Origin of the sequence: Phocicoccus schoeneichii, from assembly GCF_014635565.1 — a bacterium.
GTDB lineage: Bacteria > Bacillota > Bacilli > Staphylococcales > Salinicoccaceae > Phocicoccus > Phocicoccus schoeneichii.
Window position 1 is genome coordinate 1 of the sequence record NZ_BMDB01000005.1, and the last position, 20631, is coordinate 20631.

The following is a 20631-nucleotide window of genomic DNA, read 5'->3' on the forward strand; positions in this document are numbered from 1 at the left end:
AGACTTGCGTCCATTGCGGAAGATTCCCTACTGCTGCCTCCCGTAGGAGTCTGGGCCGTGTCTCAGTCCCAGTGTGGCCGATCACCCTCTCAGGTCGGCTACGCATCGTCGCCTTGGTGAGCTACTATCTCACCAACTAGCTAATGCGCCGCAGGCCCATCCTTAAGTGATAGAAAATCCATCTTTCAACCCTAACTCTTTTGAGTAAAGGTATTATCCGGTATTAGCTACGGTTTCCCGTAGTTATCCCAGTCTTAAGGGTAGGTTGCCTACGTGTTACTCACCCGTCCGCCGCTCAACTCTTAAAGTGAACCCGAAGGTTCGGTATAAGAAGTTGCGCTCGACTTGCATGTATTAGGCACGCCGCCAGCGTTCATCCTGAGCCAGGATCAAACTCTCCATAAAAGAATTTGAGTTAGCTCAAATTTATCCGTGTTTTATACTGTTCTCTCAGTTACTCCGTAGAGTATTTTTCTTGGAATTAACGTTGACATATTGTCATTCAGTTTTCAATGTTCTTTCTGAAACAGTTGCTTAATTAATATAACACGCTGTGTTTATTAATGCAACATTAATTTTAAATTAATTTTATGTTAATTTTCTTGGTTGTTTGTGCGTCAGGAATTTGACGACTTTTATATAATACCAAGTGTTTAATCTTTTGGCAAGTGTTTTAATCAAAAAAGATTAGAACAATTTTAAAATTGTCCTAATCCCTTGTTTAACGTGTTTTATTACGATATTTAAGTTTGTTGCGTGTCTTGACTTGGCGGTCCTTTTTCGCCTTTCTTTCTTCTGCACGTTTTTCTTCTTCTTTGCGCAGTTCTTCATTGCGAAGTGCCTTGGAGGTTACGCCTCTATTTATTTTATCTTGTTTAGATTCTTCAATGTACTTCGGTAATCTAAGTAATTGGTATGCATTTAATATAAGTACTGTGAATACAGATCGGTAAATCCATGTCGTATCTTCCACTGAAATAAATGGCAGTAGAGTAAGTGACGTCATGAAAATCATAAAGAACAGTGCTGGAATATATACACTCTTATCGTTTGTCTGTTTCATCTTATAGTATGCAACGACAAATCCTACAATTACTATAATGATTGGAACCCAAATAAATTGTAGTGTTGTCCCGTGATCTGTTCCAAGTCTGGTGAATCGTAAATAGAATAAATCGAATATCGCATACATAATAAGTAGTAATTGAACATATGGCCAAAGTTTTCTAAATATGCCTAAACCGAGTGGGTTAATAAAAAGGTATATATAGAAGACTACTTGGCTCACTGTTGCGATTAACAGTCCATATCCTATGATCCATACAAGTCCTAATAAGAACTCTCCGATATTTAAGTTAAATAAATGCACCGTCACATTGCTATATTCTGTGAATAGACTAATGAATGTAGACGCAATTGCTCCGATTATAAGCGTGACAAAATAAAATTTCACTAAATACTTAGAACTCATTTACTCGTTTCCTTAATGATTCCCTCTGCAATACGTTTATATTCGTCTGCAATGATTCCTTCAGTATATATAGAAGGAGCGAAATCTTCTTCATTTAATTCAGGCTGTCCAATTGGAAGTTGACCAAGTAATGGTGCATCGAGCTCTTCTGCAAGTTTCTCACCGCCACCTTTACCAAAGATGTATTCCTTGTTGCCCGTTTCTTTTACTTCATAATATGACATATTTTCAATCACACCTAGAATTTCGTGCTCAGTGTGTTTTGCCATTGCACCTGCACGTGCTGCAACAAATGCTGCTGTTGGGTGTGGTGTTGTTACAATAATTTCTTTACTTGTTGGAAGCATTTGGTGTAAGTCTAACGCAATGTCACCTGTTCCTGGTGGTAAGTCTAATAATAGATAATCCAAGTCTCCCCAAACAACTTCTTTAAAGAAGCTTGTTAACATTTGACCAAGCATTGGTCCTCTCCAAATGACTGGCGTGTTCTCTTCTACGAAAAATGCCATAGAAATCACTTCAACTCCATGACGTTTAACAGGAACAATTTTTTGTCCGTCAATTTGTGGTTTTTCAGTAATACCCATCATGTCTGGTACACTGAACCCATAAATATCTGCGTCAATAAGTCCAACTTTTTTACCTGCTTTTGCTAATGCAACCGCAAGGTTTACTGATACTGTAGATTTACCTACTCCACCTTTACCAGATGCGATACCGATAAACTCAGTGTGTCCAAGTTTAAATTCTTTTTCGAATTCATTACCTGTTGTTGCTCTGTGTTTTTCGATTTCATCTTGTGGAAGTTCTTCGAAACGGAGACCAACAGAAGCAGCACCCACTTCTTTCACTTTATTTACAATCTCAATTTGTAGATCAAGTTGCTCTTGCCCACCTAATCGGCCAATCGCAACTTTTAAGCTCACGTGATCTTTATCGTCAATCACGCTAACACTTAAAATTCCATTCGTTTCCTTAATAGGAACGTTTAATATTGGATCATTTATTTCCCCAACAATTTCTCGTACTGTGTTTTCTGTAATCATTCTAGTCACCTTTCAAAATACGTGTTATGTATAATCTTATTTTATCATAACAAACTTTTATAAAAACGAAAAAAATCCGAACTATGTGTTCGGATTTAGTCTTTACTAAGTTCCTCTCCACGAGTCTTCGCCGCTTCAAGTGTCTGATCAAACATTTCTTCTATATCATGTTTGTATAATGACTTCAGTCCTGCGTCCGTCGTCCCTTTTTTCGAAGTAATGTTTTCACGTAACGTTGATAGGGGCAGGTCAGAATTCTTAATCATTTCAGCGGTACCAATCACGAGTTCACGTGTCAGCACATCCGCCTGCTCTTTACTGAAGCCAAGATTGACTAAACTGTCCGAATATTTCTCATAAATATGATACAAGAATGCTGGACCAGATCCAGTCGCTGCAGTAATCTGATTGAATTCACTTTCGTCGATTAGTACATTCGTTCCGAACGTTTCGATGAGACCAAGGAGTTCTTCTTTGTTTGTAAAGTTATCAGAGAATGCCACACCATTTACAGCATGTTGGACCACTGCATTTGTGTTCGGCATAATTCTAACCGTCTCGTTTCCATTCAATTTGTTTTGAATTGTTTTGATTGTCGTACCTGCCATGATAGAGACGAGTATGGTTTTATCTTCTAGATAAGGTTTCACACGTTCTACAACGCTATCAAAGTCTTGAGGCTTTGTTGCGAAAACAACATAGTCCGCATCACGTAGTAGTAATGCATCATCTAAAGAAGGCACAACTCCGAGCTCTTCTTTATATCGTTCTAAGAACGGATCTCCTGGAGTACTTGTAACATAAATTTCTTCTGGTTTAATACCTTCATTTATCATACCTTTAAATATTGCTGATGCCATATTACCGATGCCGTAAAATACAATTTTCATAGAATCTTCCTCCATTAATTAATGTAAAATACTATTCCGATATACTGAAGGACAGCAGCGAGTACAATAAATAGATGCCATATCATATGAAAGTACCTTCTATTTTTCTGTGCATAAAACCACGCACCAACTGTATACGCAACGCCACCTAGAACGAGCATCAAGATAAACATCCAGTTGCTCTTCATAATAATCATAGGCAAGAACGGTACAACCATCCATCCCATAATGAGGTAAAACGCGAGGCTAACTTTAGGGTTCACTTTTTTGCTAAGCACTTTGTATAAAATTCCAAAAACTACTGCAGCCCATTGGATAATGAGTACGGTGATTCCCCATTTACCACCGATGACTGAAATCGCAATTGGTGTGTACGATCCTGCAATCGCCAGATATATAAAACTATGGTCTATGAGACGCAAGACATATTTATGCTGAGATTTAGGCTCCATAAAATGGTAGATTGTCGATGTTAAAAACATAAACAACATTGTAATTACATAGATTGACCCACCAACAGCATGCCATACGCCACCATTAAGATACATATAAACAGCCGTGAACGGAAGCAATAATATAAACACAATCGCCGCCGCACCATGAGACACACTGTTCCCCACCTCTTCACCAAATGAAAGTGGGATGATGTGTTTTAAACTGTGCTCGATTTTGTCAGATACATAGTCATTTTGGAAGTTTGAATCCTGACTAAAAGATGTTTTTTCATTGCTCATAGAATTCCTTCTTTCTTTAAATCGTTGAATGCAGTCTCGACGCTGTCTTTACCTTCACGATTTTTAAGAGGTGAGAATTCTCCTTTACGTTCAACTTGTAGTGTGTGGTGTTTATCTGCAGATTTAAATGCGTCGAAGTAGAATTTCTCAAATTTGAGTGCTTCTTCTCTGACCAGATTTAAATCCTCATCTAAATATTCGAGTTGCTTTTTGGCTAAATGATACGGCATTTTAGTTGCTGCTGCTTTTTCTAAAAAGTCCGTACTAAATACGTGAATACCGATATTTCCATTTTGGAATTTATCCGCTGCACCTTCTGGCAACTCTGTATATTCTACTACCCCTTTTTTACCATCAATGTTTGCTAATCTACCCACACTTTCACCAGATTTTGGAGCGATAGATTTTGATGTGACTTCATTATCTTTCTCAATGTGAAGACCAACTAACACTGGGTCTAATACTTTTACGACAACATTGTCGACATTATTCATAAATACGTGTTTAATGCCTCGTTCTTTCATGTCCTCTAATAGTCCGCTAGATTTTAACGCACTAAAAATACCGCCATTACCGTTTGGTGTAATCATGATTTCTTTGTCTTCAGTCAGAAGTAAATGCCCTTCCTTACTTAGTGCAGGGAAGTGCTCTTGCTTAAAGAAATGAATATTTTCTTTTGGCACATTAAAGTACTCATTTTCTTTGAAGAATGCGAGTGTCTCTTCATGGTTAATGTCACTTGTCATGATGTACCAATGAACTGGTAACGTATCATCTAGAGCGTATTTTAAAATTTGTCTTGCTTGTAATTCAAATAAAGACACGCCGTCAAAACTGAATGTTCCTTTTGGACCTGGGTGATTTAATCGTGTCCCTTGTCCACCAGCCATAAGTAATACCCCAACTTCACCACTACCAATTGCTTTTTCGGCAAGTAATGTTAGATAATTTTTATCCACATCTTGAACACTCGTAAACGGCACATCGCCTACGTTCGTAACGTCCACTTCACGAGAATTTACGTAAACATCTTGATAAGTGTCTTTAATTTCGTTTAGATCCAGTGACTGAAATGTCTCCTTCACTTTTTTCTGTGACGCTTGGCCTAATTTTTCAAACTGTGGTACAAATTGTTCTAACATATAGCTTCCTACTTTCCTGTAATGATTGCTTTAATTAACTTCGTTTCTGGTTTTTCATCTGAAATATGAATTGCTGCACGAACGCGCTCGATTGTATCAGCAACATCTTCTTTGTTTGACTCGATTGTTGCTAAAACGTCGCCTTCCTCAACTTTGTCTCCAACTTTTTTGTTTAGCATAATACCAACTGCAAGGTCTAACACATCATCTTTTGTCTGACGACCTGCACCGATGATTGACGCTGCAACACCGAGGTTTTCTGAATCCATTTTAGAGATAAAGCCAGACTCTGTCGCTTTAACTTCTGTTTTAAATTCAGCTTGTGGTAATAATGAGTAGTCTTCAGTGATGTCTGGGTTTCCACCTTGGTTTTTAACAAAAACTTTGAATTTCTCTAAAGCACTGCCGTCTTCTATTACGCCTTCAAGCATCTTGCGTGCTTCTTCTAATGAGTCTGCTTTACCAGCTAACACGACCATTTGTGCACCAAGTACGAGTGACAGTTCTGTTAAGTCGGCTGGGCCCTTCCCTTTTAATGTTTCGATTGCTTCGATGACTTCATTTGCGTTACCGATTGCAAGTCCAAGTGGCTCGTCCATACTTGAGATTACAGCCATTGTGTTTCTGCCTACGTAATTACCGATTTCTACCATTGTTTCAGCTAATTGACGTGCATCTTCTTCATTTTTCATGAATGCACCGTCACCTACTTTTACGTCTAGAACGATTGCATCTGCACCAGCCGCAATTTTTTTAGACATAATTGATGAAGCGATTAATGGGATTGAATCTACTGTTGCTGTTACGTCACGTAATGCATAGATGAGTTTATCTGCAGGTGTTAAGTTACCTGATTGACCTACAACTGCAAGCTTGTCTTTGTTTACGAGTTCGATGAACTCATCTTTGTCGAGTTCAACGTGGAATCCGTCGATCGCTTCTAATTTATCGACAGTTCCACCTGTGTGACCGAGTCCGCGTCCACTCATTTTTGGTACGCTTACGCCAACAGCAGCTACGAGTGGCGCAAGTACTAATGTAGTTGTATCGCCAACTCCGCCTGTCGAGTGTTTATCAACTTTAATTCCTTCAATTGCTGATAAGTCAATTTGGTCACCTGAGATAACCATAGACATCGTTAAGTTAGATACTTCTTCTTTAGTCATGCCGTTGAAGAAAATTGACATTAAGAGTGAAGATACTTGATAATCTGGTACCTCACCGTTTGTGTACCCTTGGACGAAGAAATCAATTTCTTCTTTAGTTAACTCTTTGTTGTCTCTTTTTTTAGTAATGATATCGATCATTCTCATAATTTAAAATCTCCCTTAAACCTATTTCGAAGTTTTTGTCCATTCTTTTTTGTTTCGATAGCGTTTTGTGTGCGCATAAATATTTTCACCAGCGTAATCTTCATTTGTATACACTGTGATGTCAAAATACGTGCCGTGCTCGCTCAGCACTTCGTCTAAGTATACATCTTTTAAATGCTCAAATAAATTCTGCATTGCTTCGTTATCTAAACTTTGATATTCCCTTAACACTTTCTTTTGTAACAGACCGTTCTGATCCATGACTTCTTGTACGACGATAACAAACGATTCATTCTCACGAATCATATCGTCGAAGATATTTGTCTGACCAAGGTTTGACATGGAAATCCCTCCACATACATATTTATTTTAATTATATCTAAATATAAGGGAAATGATAACTAAAAACCGAATCGTTCCTTGCAGTATCCGTTATATTTGTTCATAATTGTAAGGTGACGAAGGGTGGAGGTACATTTGAGTCCTACAAGAGAAGATTATCTAAAAATTATATATGAACTCGGCGGCAGAGTTACTCGTGTACCGAATAAAGAAATTGCTAAAAAGCTTGGTATTTCACCACCAACTGTGACTGAAATGATGCATACCCTAGTGTCAATGGGTTGGATTGAATATGTACCTTATAGAGGCAGCATGCTCACAGAAAATGGAGTTGAAGAAGCGAAGAAGCTGATTCATAAACATAGATTGTGGGAAGTTTTCTTGGTAGAACATCTTGGATTTAGTTTAGAAGAGGTTCATGATGAGGCAGAAGTTTTAGAACACGCGACATCAGATACGCTCGCGAATAAACTCTATCATTTCCTGGGAAAACCAGACTACTGTCCACATGGCGGTGCTATTTCGTTTAAGAAAATAGAAGAACAAGACAATGAGGCCATCCCTTTGCCAGAAGTTGGTAAGGGTGTGCGCGTAAAAATTCTGCGCCACGTGAATGAAGAAAAACTCCTTGTATATTTTAAAAACCACAATTTGAATTTACTCGATATAATTATTGTAAAAGAATTCGATAAATCGTTGGACTTACTTCACATATACAATGAAACAAATGGAGAAGACGTTTATATCTCAGAAAAAACGTCTCACTATATATTCGTAAAAAAAGAAGACTAATATATATGTAGATAAAAACAGGCACCTACTCACCAGCGGAACAGTTGGTGAGTGGGCGCTTTTTGTTTATCTGGAATTTCTCAGGATGGGGTGTTTAACTTGTTCGTATGGAGTGTTGCGGATGGCCGGTTCTTTCAGTAATCTAATCTTATTTGGCATTAACGCAACGATTCAACCTACAGATCATTCCGTTTTCTAGTTATGAGCTATAGAATACTGTTTTTATCTTTAAAAATTAGATAAAAACAAGCTCTCCCCAAAAGTTCAACTTATCCTTCAATTACCACCACATCGTCTTTATATCTTAAATTTCAAGTCTCCCATCGAAACTTTTCCTTTGATTGTTGTTGTACCCGTACCAATCGCGCCTTTTTTCTCGAACAGTCCGTTTGTTTTTACGGATCCCATATTTTCTGTAATATCTACTGTCACGTCTGTCGGTACTGTGCGATATTTAATTGTCGCGTCTCCGAGCGAAACAGATATTTCAATGTTTGCATCTGGGTTCAATCCAATTAAATCTAGGTCTCCTGTCGCGATGGATGCTTTTACATGTTTTGCTGTCACATCGGATACTTTTACTTCACCTGTTGCGGCTTTAACCGTCAATGTGTCCGTTTCTAACTTTCTTACTTTTAATTCTCCAACACTACTGTTTAATGTCACCTCGTTCGCGCTAATTTCATCAATTTTTAAAGCACCCACTGACGTTCTCATTTCAAATGACCCATAATGTTTTTTTGGTAGATAAACAACAGACTTTGAATCACTGTTTGTAAATTTCCCTATAAAGCCGCCTTCTTTTTTACTCTTTTCAGTAATTTCTAGCGTGTCATTTTGAATTTTATATACTAAATGGGGATCTTTCTTAGATTCAATAATTACGTCGTCTCTGTCATGTGTTTTCACAGTTACATCAGAAAGTTTTGTTCTTAAATCTACGTTGCTGAAGTGATCCGTAATAACCGCCTCGCTTCTCACTACTTCAGCAGTTATATCTTTATCTTCTTTTTTACTGCTTAAGTCTATAACAACTGCAGATTGTGTAATTTTGTCGACAAGGTTAGAGATAAACCCACCAAACCCATTGCCTTGTGGCTCAGATGTTTGTCTGTCTTCTTTTACATCGTACTCCTCTAAAATCTCAGCAGCGATTGCTTTTGGATCGCCGAGTGATTCCGCAGTTTCTTCGTCCGTTTGGCCGCTCATTTCCGCTTCAACAAAATGTGACTTAAATTCTTCTATAATTTGGTTAGATTCTTTTTCAGAAATGCCTCTCAAGTAATATTTTAAAGTACCTAGATATTCGTAACGATCCATAATTATCCCTCTTTTTCTGAAATTAATCGTTCAACTGCTGATACGAGTTCACGCCACTCTACTTTGAGTGCTTCTAAATGTATTTTTCCGCTATCAGTAATTTTGTAATATTTTCGTGCAGGTCCACTCGATTCTTTTCCTGAATATGTTTCGAGTACACCTTCCTTAACGAGTCTTCTGAGCATTGGGTATAGCGTCCCGTCTGCAATAGATAAGTGCTTTCCGATATTTTGAGATAGCTCGTATCCATATTGGTCGGTCTTTTTTATCTCTTCTAAGACCACCAACTCGAGTACTCCTTTTTTAAATTGTACATTCATAATCTCACTCCATTACTAGAGACTCTGTCACACTTTTTTCTATTGTTAAAATGTCGTCCATTTCTTTTTTACTTCGCATAATCAGTGTGTTTGGTAATGTAAACATCACTACTACACACACCATAATTCCTGAGACAAGCGTACTTCCTAAATAATAATCTAAATCTAAAAAGTATCCATAAATGACTACACCAATAGGCATTACGGACATGGATGATATTGAAAGCATCGATAACACGCGTCCTTTAACACGCTGCGGAATCGCTGTTTGGAAATAGACCATCATCGGCGTGTTTAAAAATGTAAGTGTAATCGCATTTGCCAAAAATAATGCTGAAATCATAATTACTTTCACTGTCAATGATACCGGTAGATATATCGGTACCGCAAACAACATCAGAAGTCCTGCACATATCAATGAACAAATCTTTGTTACACGAACAGGATTCTCCCATCGTTTAATTTTTGCGATAGACACACTCGCAATGATTGAACCGAGACTTATTACTGCATACACGATTCCTACAGTTTCACTTCTAAGCCCGAGTTCTACAATAAGTACCTTTGACGGATATATGCTCATGAGTGATGCAAAAAAGTTGATGAACACTAAGAACACAACAAGTGGTCTTAACACATCAGACTTCATGATGTGTCTCGCACCTTCCATTAAATCATTCCAAAATGTCAGTTCTTCTGTTTCCTCATACAAACTCTCGTCATAGTGCAGTTTAAAATCAATAATTAAATCGATAAAAACAGCCACAAAACCTAACACTACAAAAATCCCAAGAATGACTTCAAGTGACGTAAGTCCAATTAATGCACCTGCCGTCGCCGGTGCAATAATGTTTGAAAGACTCATAATACTCTGCTGATACCCCATCACTTTTTGCATATGGAGTGCGTTAAAAATTTCTGTCATCGCTGATTGGAATGAATTCCCAACAAATGCACTTGTAAATGTTGTGATACCCGTGACGATATAAATCGCTGTTAAGTCAAATCCATAATTCATTGTGTAAATAAGTAATCCTAAAATAATAATTGGATCAATCAGTTCACCGATAATAATAATAATTTTTTTATTGTATTTATCTGCAATATATCCTGCGAATGGCAAGCAAATTAAATTCACTAGAGTAAATACAACTAAGTTGATTGAGGAAGCGAGTGCTGATCCTGTTTCGTACAAAATAAAGAATGATATGGCGAATGAATACATCGAATCACCAAAAGATAAAAACCCGCGGCTAAAGAGATAGAGGAACAAGTTAAACTTTTCTTTACGATTAAATACACCTTCAGTATTCATAGCACCCTCCATCTATATCGAATTACGATATAGCATTTTAAAAAAATAGGATTTACATGTAATATTAACTATATCGTATCACTCACTAGTGAACAATGCAATATAGATTTTAGAAAATATTTAATATATACTTAAACTAATTCTAAGACGAGGTGATTTTATGTTCTGGATTTTCCTAATCGCGGTAGCAGTCGTATTACCTATTACTATGCAGGTCTTAAGTATTCCCGAAAATAAAAGAATACAAGAAATTAAAAAGATTGAAGCGCTTACTGAATTAGAGCGCGTCAAACAAGAAAATTATTTACTAGAAAATAAAGAGATGAGAAAAGAACTTGAGAAGATTAGAGAAGAGAATCAATTGTACTTAGAAAACACTGATTCAAAATGGTTAATCAATAAAACTACAATTCCTGAGTTTGAAAAGGCAAATCAAACTGAGAAAAATTCAGATAAATAATCATGTATTGAATGGTTATCATTTCGATTTCTTTTCTGTCTATCGTATAAATAAACAGAAAACACTTGAGTTTAGACATATTAAAGGCGTATTTCCTAGGAAATACGCCTTTTTACATTTCTTTAATTAAATTAAGTTTCACAAACGCCTTATAGATTCCGTCGTTATCTACATGATCTGTGACAAGTTTGGCAACAGATTTTGTAGTTTCTACACCGTTCTCCATCGCGACTGAGTTTTCAACTTGTTTTAACATCTCATAATCATTTGGCCCGTCACCAAATGCATAGATGTCTTTATCCTCTAAATTTAAATACTCCTGAACACGTTTGACTGACTCCGCTTTATTACCACCTTTTGGCATCACGTCGAGTGAAACTGGATGCCATCTCAGAAAATCGAGGTTCGGAAATTTCTCTACATACGGTGCTTCTTTACCTTCCTCACAGAACAGCAGTGCTTGGAGGATGTCACGATCTTCAAAATAATTTGGGTCATGAATTGGGTCTTGATCGAATTTTAGAGATCCAAGTCCTTCATCAACATGAATATGAGATTCCATATTGGTCGCCATGTCTTCGTGGTCAATGTAGACGACCGGATGGTCATTGTCTAATGCATAATTTGTTAGTTCAACGAGATCCGCTTCAGCAAGTGCTTCTTTGTGGATCACCTTGCCATCTACAACGACATACTGCCCGTTACATGCGATGAATGTGTCGATGTCTAACGCATCTCTAATTTTTTTGAATAAAAATGGCGCACGTCCTGTCGCAATAGCCACAGTGTGACCTTGTTTCTGCAGTTCTTTTACTGCATATTTTGTTGATTCTGGTAAGTTTTTGTCACTGTCTAACAACGTTCCATCTATATCAAAAAAGAATAATTTCTTCACTTTTTACCTCCAAAAATTGCTTGTTTTGCTAAATCGTCAGCACGTTCGTTATAAAAATCTCCAGTATGTGCCGCAACTTTTATGAAATCGACTTTGATTTGTTGCATCAATTCTTGCATTGTATCTTGATATCTTTTTGTCGTTTTCTTATTTGCACGCCATTCTTTCTTCGCCCACTTCTCTAAACCTGCATAGTCATAGTAGACGTGAATTTTTTCATAGCCATTATCAATTGCGTAGTTCACTGCGAATAATACGCCCTCAATTTCAGCAGTCACGTTCCATAGATTGTCTTCAGGATCGATATTTGTTTCCTCACTTACTTCTTTAATTACTTCATTGTTGTCGATTAAAACAACACCAAATCCAGCGCGTTTCATGCGTTTATCATAACTACCGTCCACATAAGCGATTAACCCATCTAATACAATTTCTTGTTCAGAATCATTCATATAGGCTTCTGCTTCTTCAGATGTTTTAAAGGATTTAAACTCTGCGCCTTTAAATCCAGTGACTTCACGCTGTGCTTTTGGCCACGTTCTATATATTCCGGGCGTTCGCCCTTTTCTTACTGCATAAAACTTAGACATACATTCACCTTACATTCGTTATTTTGCATCATTATTTTTTTCACTTGGGCCTTCAGGGATACTGACCTCCCCGTCTTCCTCTATATAGCTAACAGCATCAAATGATTCTAGTTTTTCTTTTTCTTCATCTGTTAAAAAGATAGATTTCATTTTTAGTGTTTCCATATCCCCATCAATCATATCTTTTGTCACGCCGTACGCTTCAAGTTCGCTGTCTTCTACATACTCTTTAAATGAGACGATATAAAGTGTGCGATCTTCATTTGTTGTTATCGTGTTTTCTTCTTGTGTTGTGTCTTCTTTCACAGGATCCTCTCCATTCGTTGTACAACCAACAAGTAATAATGTAAAGATAATAATGAGACGTTTCATAGAGTTTTACCCTCCTTTTTTATTCTACCATTTATGCGTTTTTTGATTAATGAAAGTGTCATGCAAACTTTCCTATCATTTATTCTTTACCCTTAAAAAGAATTTTTTATTATAAACAATAAATTTTTTCGCTCTGTAAATCGCTTACGCAAACGTTTACAATAACTATATAACAGTTATGTAGGTGAAAAGATTGGATTTAAAAGAAAAAGAATTTAACGTTTTTGTTGCTATTATTCCTTTTATCGTTATGATTTTCGCAATGTTAATTGCAGTCATTGTTTTAAAAGTCGATCCGCATATCCCTCTCGTAATTGGTACAGCTACTGCTTCAATTGTTGCACTAACTGCTGGATATAAATGGAAAGAAATAGAAGAATTTATGTATAAAGGTATTAAACTCGCGCTACCTGCGATTATTATTATCTTACTCGTTGGTCTAGTCATCGGTTCTTGGATTGGTGGCGGAGTGGTTGCTTCAATGATTTATTATGGTTTATTAATTATTAACCCAACTTATTTCTTAGTTACTATACTTATTATTTGTGGAATTGTCTCTCTTGCGACAGGTAGTTCATGGTCTACAATGGCAACGATTGGCGTCGCAGGGATGGGTATTGGTATGAGCATGGGGATTTCTCCGGCAATTACTGCAGGTGCAGTCATCTCTGGTTCTTATTTTGGAGATAAAATGTCACCTCTATCTGATACGACAAACCTGGCTTCAGGTTTAACACACACAGATTTATTCGATCATATCAAGCACATGATGTGGACAACGATTCCTGGTTTAATTATCTCGTTAATTGCATTCTTTTTTATTGGATTTAACGTTATCGATACGAAAACATTTGATACAAATTCTGTAAATACTATGTTAGTCACGATGCAAGACAACTTTGTGATTTCTCCATGGTTACTGCTTGTTCCTGTTTTAGTTGTTGTGTTTATCTTGTTTAAAATGCCAGCAGCTCCTGCGTTATTTATGGGTGCAGTGATGGGTTTCTTGTGTCACTTTTTTGTGCAAGGTGGTGCGTTTTCAAGTGCGGTCGACACATTGACTAATGGGTTTGAACTTACTTCCGGAAATGAAGCGGTTGATAAGCTATTTACTCGTGGTGGTCTTATGGATATGATGTATACGGTGTCTATGACGATTGTTGCGATGACATTTGCGGGCATTATGGAATATTCTGGTATGCTGAAATCTATTATGGAACAAATTCTTAAGATTGCTAAAGGTACGTTTGGTCTTATTACTTCGACACTTTTCTCTGCTCTATTTGTAAACGCAACGTGTTCAGAGCAATACATTTCGATTGTTGTGCCTTCACGTATGTACTTACGTAGCTTTGTTGAAAAGAATTTGGATACGAGAAACTTATCTCGTTCATTAGAAGACGGTGGTACGTTAACATCTGTATTTATCCCATGGAATACGTGTGGTGTGTATATATTCGGAACACTTGGTGTTGCCGCTTGGGAGTATGGTCCGTACGCGATTCTGAACTTCTCAGTGCCGATTATTGCAATGATTCTTGCAGCAACGGGCATTGGTATTAAGAAGATTTCTGACGAAGAAAAAGAAAATCTGTTAACAGAAATTTACGGTACCGATAAAAATCCGAATGCCGCAAACGCGACACTTTAATATAAATTATAAAATAACCAAAAATGCACGCGACTCTCCTATGAGAAGCGTGCATTTTTTCATTAAAGCAGCTCTTTCTTAATGCCCTTAGTTAAAATATTTTCGTATTCAATATAATCATATACGTCATCTTCAATCATTTCACTGAACTTCTTCAGCGTATCGATTTCGAGTGATTCTATTGTACTATTATTTTCTTCACAGTGAAGGACGACTTCTCCTACGATTCTGTGTGCATCTCTAAATGGCACATTCTTCTGAACGAGATAGTCCGCGAGTTCTGTCGCATTTAGGAAGCCCGCTTCAACTGCATTTCTCATGTTTTCTTTATTCACTGTCATCGTTCTAATGACTTCTGTCATTATTCTGAGACAACTCAGTGTCGTGTCAATCGCCGTAAAGAACTGCACTTTGTCTTCCTGCATGTCTTTGTTATAAGTGAGTGGCAGTCCTTTCATCATAGAAAGTAACGTTGTATGTGCGCCGTAAACAACTGCTGTTTTCCCACGAATGAGTTCGGGCGCATCTGGATTTTTCTTCTGCGGCATAATGCTACTTCCTGTAGAGTAACGGTCATCCATCGTTACAAATCCAAATTCTTGTGAACACCATAAAATCATATCTTCTGATAAACGAGATAGATGCATCATAATCATCGTACAAACGTTTGTGAGTTCAATCTGATAATCACGATCACTCACTGCATCCATGAAATTTTCTTTTTTCTTTTTAAAGTTCAACAGTTCAGTCGTGTAATCACGGTCGATGTTATGTGTTGTTCCTGCTAAAGCACCTGCGCCAAGTGGGTTTTCATCTAACACTTCGAGTGCATTTAAAAGTCTCGCTTTGTCGCGTTTCGCCATTTCAAAGTATGCGAGCAGGTGGTGTTTGAACGTTACCACTTGAGCACGTTGTAAGTGTGTATACCCCGGCATAAGATACGGATGATTGTGTGCTTTTTCAGTGAGTACTTCTAGATATGAGTCTAATACTTCCAAAAGTTCATGTGCCATTTTTCGTGCATACAAGCGCATGTCGACAGCAACTTGGTCATTACGACTACGCGCGGTATGAAGTTTCTTACCCGTCTCACCGATTCTACTTATAAGATTTGATTCTACAAATGAATGGATGTCTTCGTGATTGCCTGCAATCAGAAGCGCACCTGATTCTATATCATCATAAATTGACTCTAGGCCATCTATAATTTTATCGTGTTCCAAATCCGACAAGATTCCTTGGCTAAAAAGCATGTTGACGTGCGCAATACTGCCTATAATATCTTCTTCATAGAGCCTTTTGTCAATTTCTAATGATGAATTAAAAGCTTCCATTAACTCATCGCTACTGTTTTTAAAACGTCCACCCCATAACTTCATACAATCATCCTTTTAAATAAATTTGTTCAAATACCCTTTATACTTATCATATATTATTATAATTATTCTTTAATGTAAATAAAAATTCATCTTTTAATTTTAATTAGAAAGGTATACAATTGCGTATAAAGAAAGTAGCAGGTGAATTATTATGTCAGATGAAGAAAAGACGATTATCACAGAAGACACCACGAACCGTTTTAATGTGTTTGTTGCTATCATCCCTTTTGTCGTTATGATTATTTCAATGCTTTATGCGGTGATTAAACTCGATGTGGATCCGCATATTCCGCTTGTTATAGGAACTGCAACTGCCGCAATTGTTGCGATGACCGCAGGGTACAAGTGGCATGAGCTTGAAGAGTTTATGTATAAAGGAATTCGACTCGCACTACCTGCAGTAATCATACTTATGCTCGTCGGTCTTGTCATCGGTTCATGGATTGGTGGCGGAATTGTTGCTACGATGATCTACTATGGTTTACAACTGATTAGTCCAACGTATTTCTTAGTTACTATTTTATTAATTTGTTCTATTATTTCAGTCGTTATCGGAAGTTCTTGGTCTACCATCGCAACCGTCGGTGTTGCTGGGATGGGTATCGGACTTAGCATGGATATAAACCCCGCAATGATTGCGGGTGCTGTTGTTTCTGGGGCATATTTTGGAGATAAAATGTCACCACTCTCGGATACGACTACCCTTGCTTCGGGGCTCACGCATGTGGATCTCTTTGACCATATCAAACACATGTTATGGACAACAGTGCCAGCACTTATCATCACATTTATTGCATTTTTCTTTATTGGAACGAATGTCATTGGTGGCGAGAATATATCAACAGAAAAAATAGATGAAATGATGTTCACCATGCAAGAGCACTTTGTTATATCACCTTGGTTATTCTTAGCACCTATCGCTGTCCTTGTATTAATCCTCTTTAAAATGCCAGCAGGTCCTGCATTATTCATGGGTGCATTGATTGGATTCTTCTGTCATATTTTTGTACAAGGTGGGAGTGTGGCGACTGCTGTTGATACTATGACGAATGGATTTGTGATTGATACATCAAATGCTGCTGTCGATCGACTCTTTAACAGTGGCGGACTCATGTCAATGATGTACACCGTATCAATGGCCGTTATCGCGATGACTTTTGCCGGAATCATGGAATATTCTGGTATGCTCCAATCTATCATGCACTATATTTTAAAGATTGCGAAGGGAACGTTCGGCTTGATTACAACAACGATTTTCTCTTCCATCTTCATAAACGTATCTTGTGCCGAGCAATATATTTCAATCATCGTACCGTCACGTATGTATTTAAGAACATATATTGAACGAAATCTTGCACCAAAAAACTTGTCTCGTACTTTAGAAGACGGTGGTACGCTGTCATCTGTATTCGTACCATGGAGTACAGACGGTGTGTATATCTACGGAACACTTGGTGTGTTTGCTTGGCAATATGCACCATTTACGATTCTGAACTTTACTGCACCAATCATCGCGATGATACTTGCAGCTACAGGCATTGGAATTGCGAAGATTACAGACAAAGAAAAAGAAGAATTATTACATGAGATATATGGAAATGATGACGACGAAATTCCGTCAGTAAGTACAAATGTATAAGATAATAAACAAGACTCTCCATTTTTTGGGAGAGTCTTTATTATTTACTGATTCAATTCTGATACAGCAAAGTAGTTGCCTTCACGGTCACTAAAATTAAACACACGGAAGTTTTGCATGTCAACAAGTTCAGAAACCGTGATTTCTTTTGCTTTTAATTCTGTATACAACTTATCGATATCTGTCGTATTAAACATCAGTGACGGTGTTTCTAGTGAGACTTCTGGACTGTATTTTTTAATAAACTTCTTATCAAATAACACGATCTCTGTTTCATTATCTATTGAAGGAGCAATTGTTACGGATTTAAACCCTTCGACGAGTTCCATTTCATCTAATATTACAAACCTTAAATCTTCAGTGAAAAACTCAACTGTATCGTTAAATTTTTCAACATACAACATCACTTGTTTTAATGACTTTATCATACGTGCACCTCTAATTTTATTGAATTTCTTCATATACGGCATTGACCATCCACGTAATTCCGAACGGATCTTTAAACATACCATATAAATCTGTCCACTCTGTTTTATCTAGTGGCATCACTTCCTCACACCCACGTTCAATCGCTTTGTAGAAGAATTCTGTAATGCGTTCACGTTCGACATCATTATCTCCGTCAAATGTGAAACATACGTTAACCCCTTCGTTATTAATAGGTTTATTACCTATCGTGTCACTGACCATGAAGGTCCTTCCTAAAATATTAAACTCTGCATTCATAACAAATTTTTTCGCAACTTCTTCAGGCATCTTATATTCGTCCGGCATATCTCTAAATACTGGGTCGTTACCCATTGTGCGCGTCACGACTTCTGCATTAAAGTTATTCTTATAATATTCCAGAGCTTCTAAGCTATTTTCAAAGTTAAAATAAGTAACTGCTTTAATCATTGTTACTCCTCCTATATGATTATTTTGTCTTTAGTGTAAATATAACTATAGTTATATGAGTGGTTTAAAATCCCTTTTTTCTGAATACTAATATAAAATTACCCTATAAAAACGTTTTGAAAACGCCCTATAAAAGAGTTGAATAAGAAGATAAACACAATCTTAAAAACTTAAATAGATTGAAGAAATAGTTGTGAATTGAAAATCTTTTTGTACCTTTATAAGTATAGAGAGTTTTTTCTATTATTTATTTCGAGAAACGGTTTATTTACCTTTACAAAACGGGTAGCATTTTACACTGTGACTAAAAATCAGAAGGAGATAAACAAATGTCTAAAGGAACAAGAAAATTTTCTCCCGTATTCACTTATGCGACCATAGTCGTATTTGTTATGGTGCTTTTTGGTGTGTTTATGCCAGACAAATTCGGTACTGCTACTGGAAGCGTTAGTGCTTGGATTACGGATAAGTTTGGTTGGTACTACATGATTACGATGACGTTCATTGTATTGTTCTGTTTGTTCTTAGTGTTTAGTCCAATCGGAAAACTTAAACTCGGTAAACCTAATGATGAACCGGAATTTAATACAATTTCATGGCTTGCGATGTTATTCTCAGCAGGTATGGGAATCGGGCTTGTATTTTATGGTGCTGCAGAACCTATTTCTCACTTTGTTACGCCACCTAACGCAGATCCCGAAACAAAACAAGCAATGATGGATTCAATGAGAGCAACAATTTTCCACTATGGATTCCACCCATGGGCAATGTACGGTATTGTTGCGTTAACTCTAGCATATTTCCAATTTAGAAAAAATGAAGATGGTCTTTTATCTAAAACTTTACGTCCATTATTCGGTGACAAAGTAGATGGACCACTCGGTACAGTCGTAGACGTACTTGCGGTATTCGCAACAGTAGTCGGTGTTGCTGTATCACTTGGTGTTGGTACATTGCAAATTAACGCTGGTCTTAATTACTTATTCGGATTACCACAAAACATTTGGATTCAAATGATAATTATCATTATTATTACAGCACTATTCTTAATAAGTGCATGGAGCGGACTATCACGCGGAATCCAATATTTAAGTAACATCAACATGGTCCTTGCAGGAATACTTTTAGTTCTTGTATTTACAATTGGACCTTCTATTTTAATTTTAAACATGATGACAACATCTACAGGTATGTACTTAGATTCATTCCTGTTTAACAGTTTTGATGTGTCGCCATTGTTTGAACAGAAGAAAGTTTGGCTCGCTGACTGGACAGTTTACTACTGGGGTTGGTGGATCAGTTGGAGTCCATTCGTTGGTATCTTTATTGCACGTGTATCTAAGGGACGTTCAATCCGAGAGTTCATTGTCGCGGTATTACTCGTACCTTCAGTAATTGCAATTATTTGGTTCAACGTATTTGGTACGACAGGTATACAAGTGGCTCAACAAGCTGAAACAATTCTTAGCCTACCACCAGAAACACAGTTATTCGCGATATTTAACGAGTTACCACTCGGTGCGATATTAAGTTTCATTGCACTATTACTCGTGACGATTTTCTTTATCACATCAGCAGACTCAGCAACATTCGTACTAGGAATGCAAACCTCATACGGATCACTTTCCCCTAAAGGCGGCGTAAAAGTGGTTTGGGGTGTTCTTTTATCTTGTATCGCATTCGTATTATTACTTACTGGAGGAGAGTCGGGACTAGACGCACTGCAAGCAGCAGCAATCATTTCCGCTTTCCCATTCAGTATCGTAGTGATACTCATGCTCATCAGCTTCTTTAAAGACGCAAACTTAGAACGTAAGAACCTCGGTCTGACAATCACGCCAGACCCAGAAAAATTTGAAGAATATATCGATCACGTTGAAGAATACCCAGACGAAGACATGGAACGTGAAAACCCAGACAACGTATTCTAAATTATAGACCTATACACTTTGGAGAAGCCCGAGTGTATAGGTTTTTTTGTGGGGTGAAGCTGGTTTTTATCATTTTTAAAGTTTTTATTTTAAGATAGGGCCGATCTAAAAGATAAACCCCATATTAAAACT

Annotated in this window: 21 protein-coding genes and 1 rRNA gene; 5 read left to right on the plus strand and 17 right to left on the minus strand. The window is 37.3% G+C overall.

Annotation, left to right across the window (positions count from 1 at the left end; translation table 11 throughout):
• The 8 genes from IEU51_RS09005 to IEU51_RS09040 all read right to left on the minus strand — a co-directional run.
• Positions 1 to 405: ribosomal RNA gene (locus tag IEU51_RS09005) — 16S ribosomal RNA — on the minus strand; the annotation flags it as partial.
• 316 nt (positions 406 to 721) lie between these two features.
• Complete coding sequence (locus tag IEU51_RS09010) at positions 722 to 1471, minus strand: KinB-signaling pathway activation protein (RefSeq protein ID WP_186086517.1); 750 nt, start codon at positions 1469 to 1471, stop codon at positions 722 to 724.
• On the minus strand, positions 1468 to 2517 hold the full coding sequence (locus IEU51_RS09015) for an Mrp/NBP35 family ATP-binding protein (protein ID WP_186086520.1): 1050 nt from the start codon (positions 2515 to 2517) through the stop codon (positions 1468 to 1470). Before IEU51_RS09015 ends, IEU51_RS09010 begins: the two co-directional genes overlap by 4 nt.
• A 95-nt stretch (positions 2518 to 2612) precedes the next feature.
• Positions 2613 to 3407 carry a pyrroline-5-carboxylate reductase gene (gene proC, locus IEU51_RS09020; RefSeq protein WP_186086523.1) on the minus strand — a complete coding sequence of 265 codons (795 nt, stop codon included), beginning with the start codon at positions 3405 to 3407 and terminating at the stop codon, positions 2613 to 2615.
• 14 nt (positions 3408 to 3421) lie between these two features.
• Positions 3422 to 4141, minus strand: a complete 720-nt coding sequence (trhA, locus tag IEU51_RS09025; protein ID WP_186086526.1) for a PAQR family membrane homeostasis protein TrhA — start codon at positions 4139 to 4141, stop codon at positions 3422 to 3424.
• Complete coding sequence (locus IEU51_RS09030) at positions 4138 to 5283, minus strand: UTP--glucose-1-phosphate uridylyltransferase (RefSeq protein WP_186086529.1); 1146 nt, start codon at positions 5281 to 5283, stop codon at positions 4138 to 4140. The genes trhA and IEU51_RS09030 overlap by 4 nt, the downstream gene beginning before the upstream one ends.
• Positions 5284 to 5291: 8 nt before the next feature.
• Positions 5292 to 6596 (minus strand): pyrimidine-nucleoside phosphorylase, encoded by a 1305-nt coding sequence (locus IEU51_RS09035; protein WP_186086532.1) that lies wholly within the window; start codon positions 6594 to 6596, stop codon positions 5292 to 5294.
• A 21-nt stretch (positions 6597 to 6617) separates the two neighbouring features.
• Positions 6618 to 6938, minus strand: coding sequence for a hypothetical protein (locus IEU51_RS09040; protein WP_186086535.1), 321 nt, complete (start codon positions 6936 to 6938; stop codon positions 6618 to 6620).
• A gap of 135 nt (positions 6939 to 7073) precedes the next feature.
• Between IEU51_RS09040 and IEU51_RS09045 the strand changes: the two genes are divergently transcribed.
• Positions 7074 to 7730 carry a metal-dependent transcriptional regulator gene (locus IEU51_RS09045; protein ID WP_186086538.1) on the plus strand — a complete coding sequence of 219 codons (657 nt, stop codon included), beginning with the start codon at positions 7074 to 7076 and terminating at the stop codon, positions 7728 to 7730.
• A 297-nt stretch (positions 7731 to 8027) separates the two neighbouring features.
• Here IEU51_RS09045 and IEU51_RS09050 read toward each other — a convergent pair whose 3' ends face one another.
• From IEU51_RS09050 to IEU51_RS09060, 3 genes are read right to left on the minus strand one after another with little or no spacing between them, the layout of a single operon-like run.
• On the minus strand, positions 8028 to 9050 hold the full coding sequence (locus tag IEU51_RS09050) for a DUF4097 family beta strand repeat-containing protein (protein WP_186086541.1): 1023 nt from the start codon (positions 9048 to 9050) through the stop codon (positions 8028 to 8030).
• A gap of 2 nt (positions 9051 to 9052) precedes the next feature.
• Complete coding sequence (locus IEU51_RS09055; RefSeq protein ID WP_186086544.1) at positions 9053 to 9370, minus strand: PadR family transcriptional regulator; 318 nt, start codon at positions 9368 to 9370, stop codon at positions 9053 to 9055.
• 4 nt (positions 9371 to 9374) lie between these two features.
• Positions 9375 to 10685, minus strand: a complete 1311-nt coding sequence (locus IEU51_RS09060) for an MFS transporter (RefSeq protein WP_186086547.1) — start codon at positions 10683 to 10685, stop codon at positions 9375 to 9377.
• A 160-nt stretch (positions 10686 to 10845) separates the two neighbouring features.
• Between IEU51_RS09060 and IEU51_RS09065 the strand changes: the two genes are divergently transcribed.
• On the plus strand, positions 10846 to 11145 hold the full coding sequence (locus IEU51_RS09065; RefSeq protein WP_186086550.1) for a hypothetical protein: 300 nt from the start codon (positions 10846 to 10848) through the stop codon (positions 11143 to 11145).
• Positions 11146 to 11257: 112 nt separating this feature from the next.
• Here IEU51_RS09065 and IEU51_RS09070 read toward each other — a convergent pair whose 3' ends face one another.
• The 3 genes from IEU51_RS09070 to IEU51_RS09080 are packed head-to-tail and all read right to left on the minus strand — an operon-like array spanning position 11258 to position 13002.
• Entirely contained in the window at positions 11258 to 12040 is a 783-nt protein-coding gene (locus tag IEU51_RS09070) for a Cof-type HAD-IIB family hydrolase (protein ID WP_186086553.1), read from the minus strand.
• Positions 12037 to 12630 carry a ribonuclease H1 domain-containing protein gene (locus tag IEU51_RS09075; protein WP_186086556.1) on the minus strand — a complete coding sequence of 198 codons (594 nt, stop codon included), beginning with the start codon at positions 12628 to 12630 and terminating at the stop codon, positions 12037 to 12039. The genes IEU51_RS09070 and IEU51_RS09075 overlap by 4 nt, the downstream gene beginning before the upstream one ends.
• A gap of 18 nt (positions 12631 to 12648) precedes the next feature.
• Complete coding sequence (locus tag IEU51_RS09080; protein WP_186086559.1) at positions 12649 to 13002, minus strand: hypothetical protein; 354 nt, start codon at positions 13000 to 13002, stop codon at positions 12649 to 12651.
• 193 nt (positions 13003 to 13195) lie between these two features.
• On the opposite strand from IEU51_RS09080, the gene nhaC (IEU51_RS09085) reads away from it, so the two are divergent.
• Entirely contained in the window at positions 13196 to 14653 is a 1458-nt protein-coding gene (nhaC, locus tag IEU51_RS09085) for a Na+/H+ antiporter NhaC (protein ID WP_186086562.1), read from the plus strand.
• A gap of 62 nt (positions 14654 to 14715) precedes the next feature.
• Here the strand turns inward: nhaC (IEU51_RS09085) and argH are convergent, their stop codons facing one another.
• The gene (gene argH, locus IEU51_RS09090) at positions 14716 to 16032 is read right to left on the minus strand and encodes an argininosuccinate lyase (RefSeq protein ID WP_186086565.1); all 1317 of its coding nucleotides are present in this window, start codon (positions 16030 to 16032) and stop codon (positions 14716 to 14718) included.
• A 151-nt stretch (positions 16033 to 16183) separates the two neighbouring features.
• On the opposite strand from argH, the gene nhaC (IEU51_RS09095) reads away from it, so the two are divergent.
• Positions 16184 to 17671 carry a Na+/H+ antiporter NhaC gene (gene nhaC, locus IEU51_RS09095; RefSeq protein ID WP_186086568.1) on the plus strand — a complete coding sequence of 496 codons (1488 nt, stop codon included), beginning with the start codon at positions 16184 to 16186 and terminating at the stop codon, positions 17669 to 17671.
• Between the two features lie 44 nt (positions 17672 to 17715).
• Here the strand turns inward: nhaC (IEU51_RS09095) and IEU51_RS09100 are convergent, their stop codons facing one another.
• Together IEU51_RS09100 and IEU51_RS09105 are read right to left on the minus strand one after the other, a co-directional pair.
• Positions 17716 to 18099, minus strand: coding sequence for a VOC family protein (locus IEU51_RS09100; protein ID WP_229713943.1), 384 nt, complete (start codon positions 18097 to 18099; stop codon positions 17716 to 17718).
• A 16-nt stretch (positions 18100 to 18115) separates the two neighbouring features.
• Positions 18116 to 18568 carry a VOC family protein gene (locus IEU51_RS09105; RefSeq protein WP_229713944.1) on the minus strand — a complete coding sequence of 151 codons (453 nt, stop codon included), beginning with the start codon at positions 18566 to 18568 and terminating at the stop codon, positions 18116 to 18118.
• A gap of 329 nt (positions 18569 to 18897) precedes the next feature.
• Between IEU51_RS09105 and IEU51_RS09110 the strand changes: the two genes are divergently transcribed.
• Complete coding sequence (locus IEU51_RS09110) at positions 18898 to 20499, plus strand: BCCT family transporter (protein WP_186086571.1); 1602 nt, start codon at positions 18898 to 18900, stop codon at positions 20497 to 20499.
• Positions 20500 to 20631 lie beyond the last annotated feature (132 nt).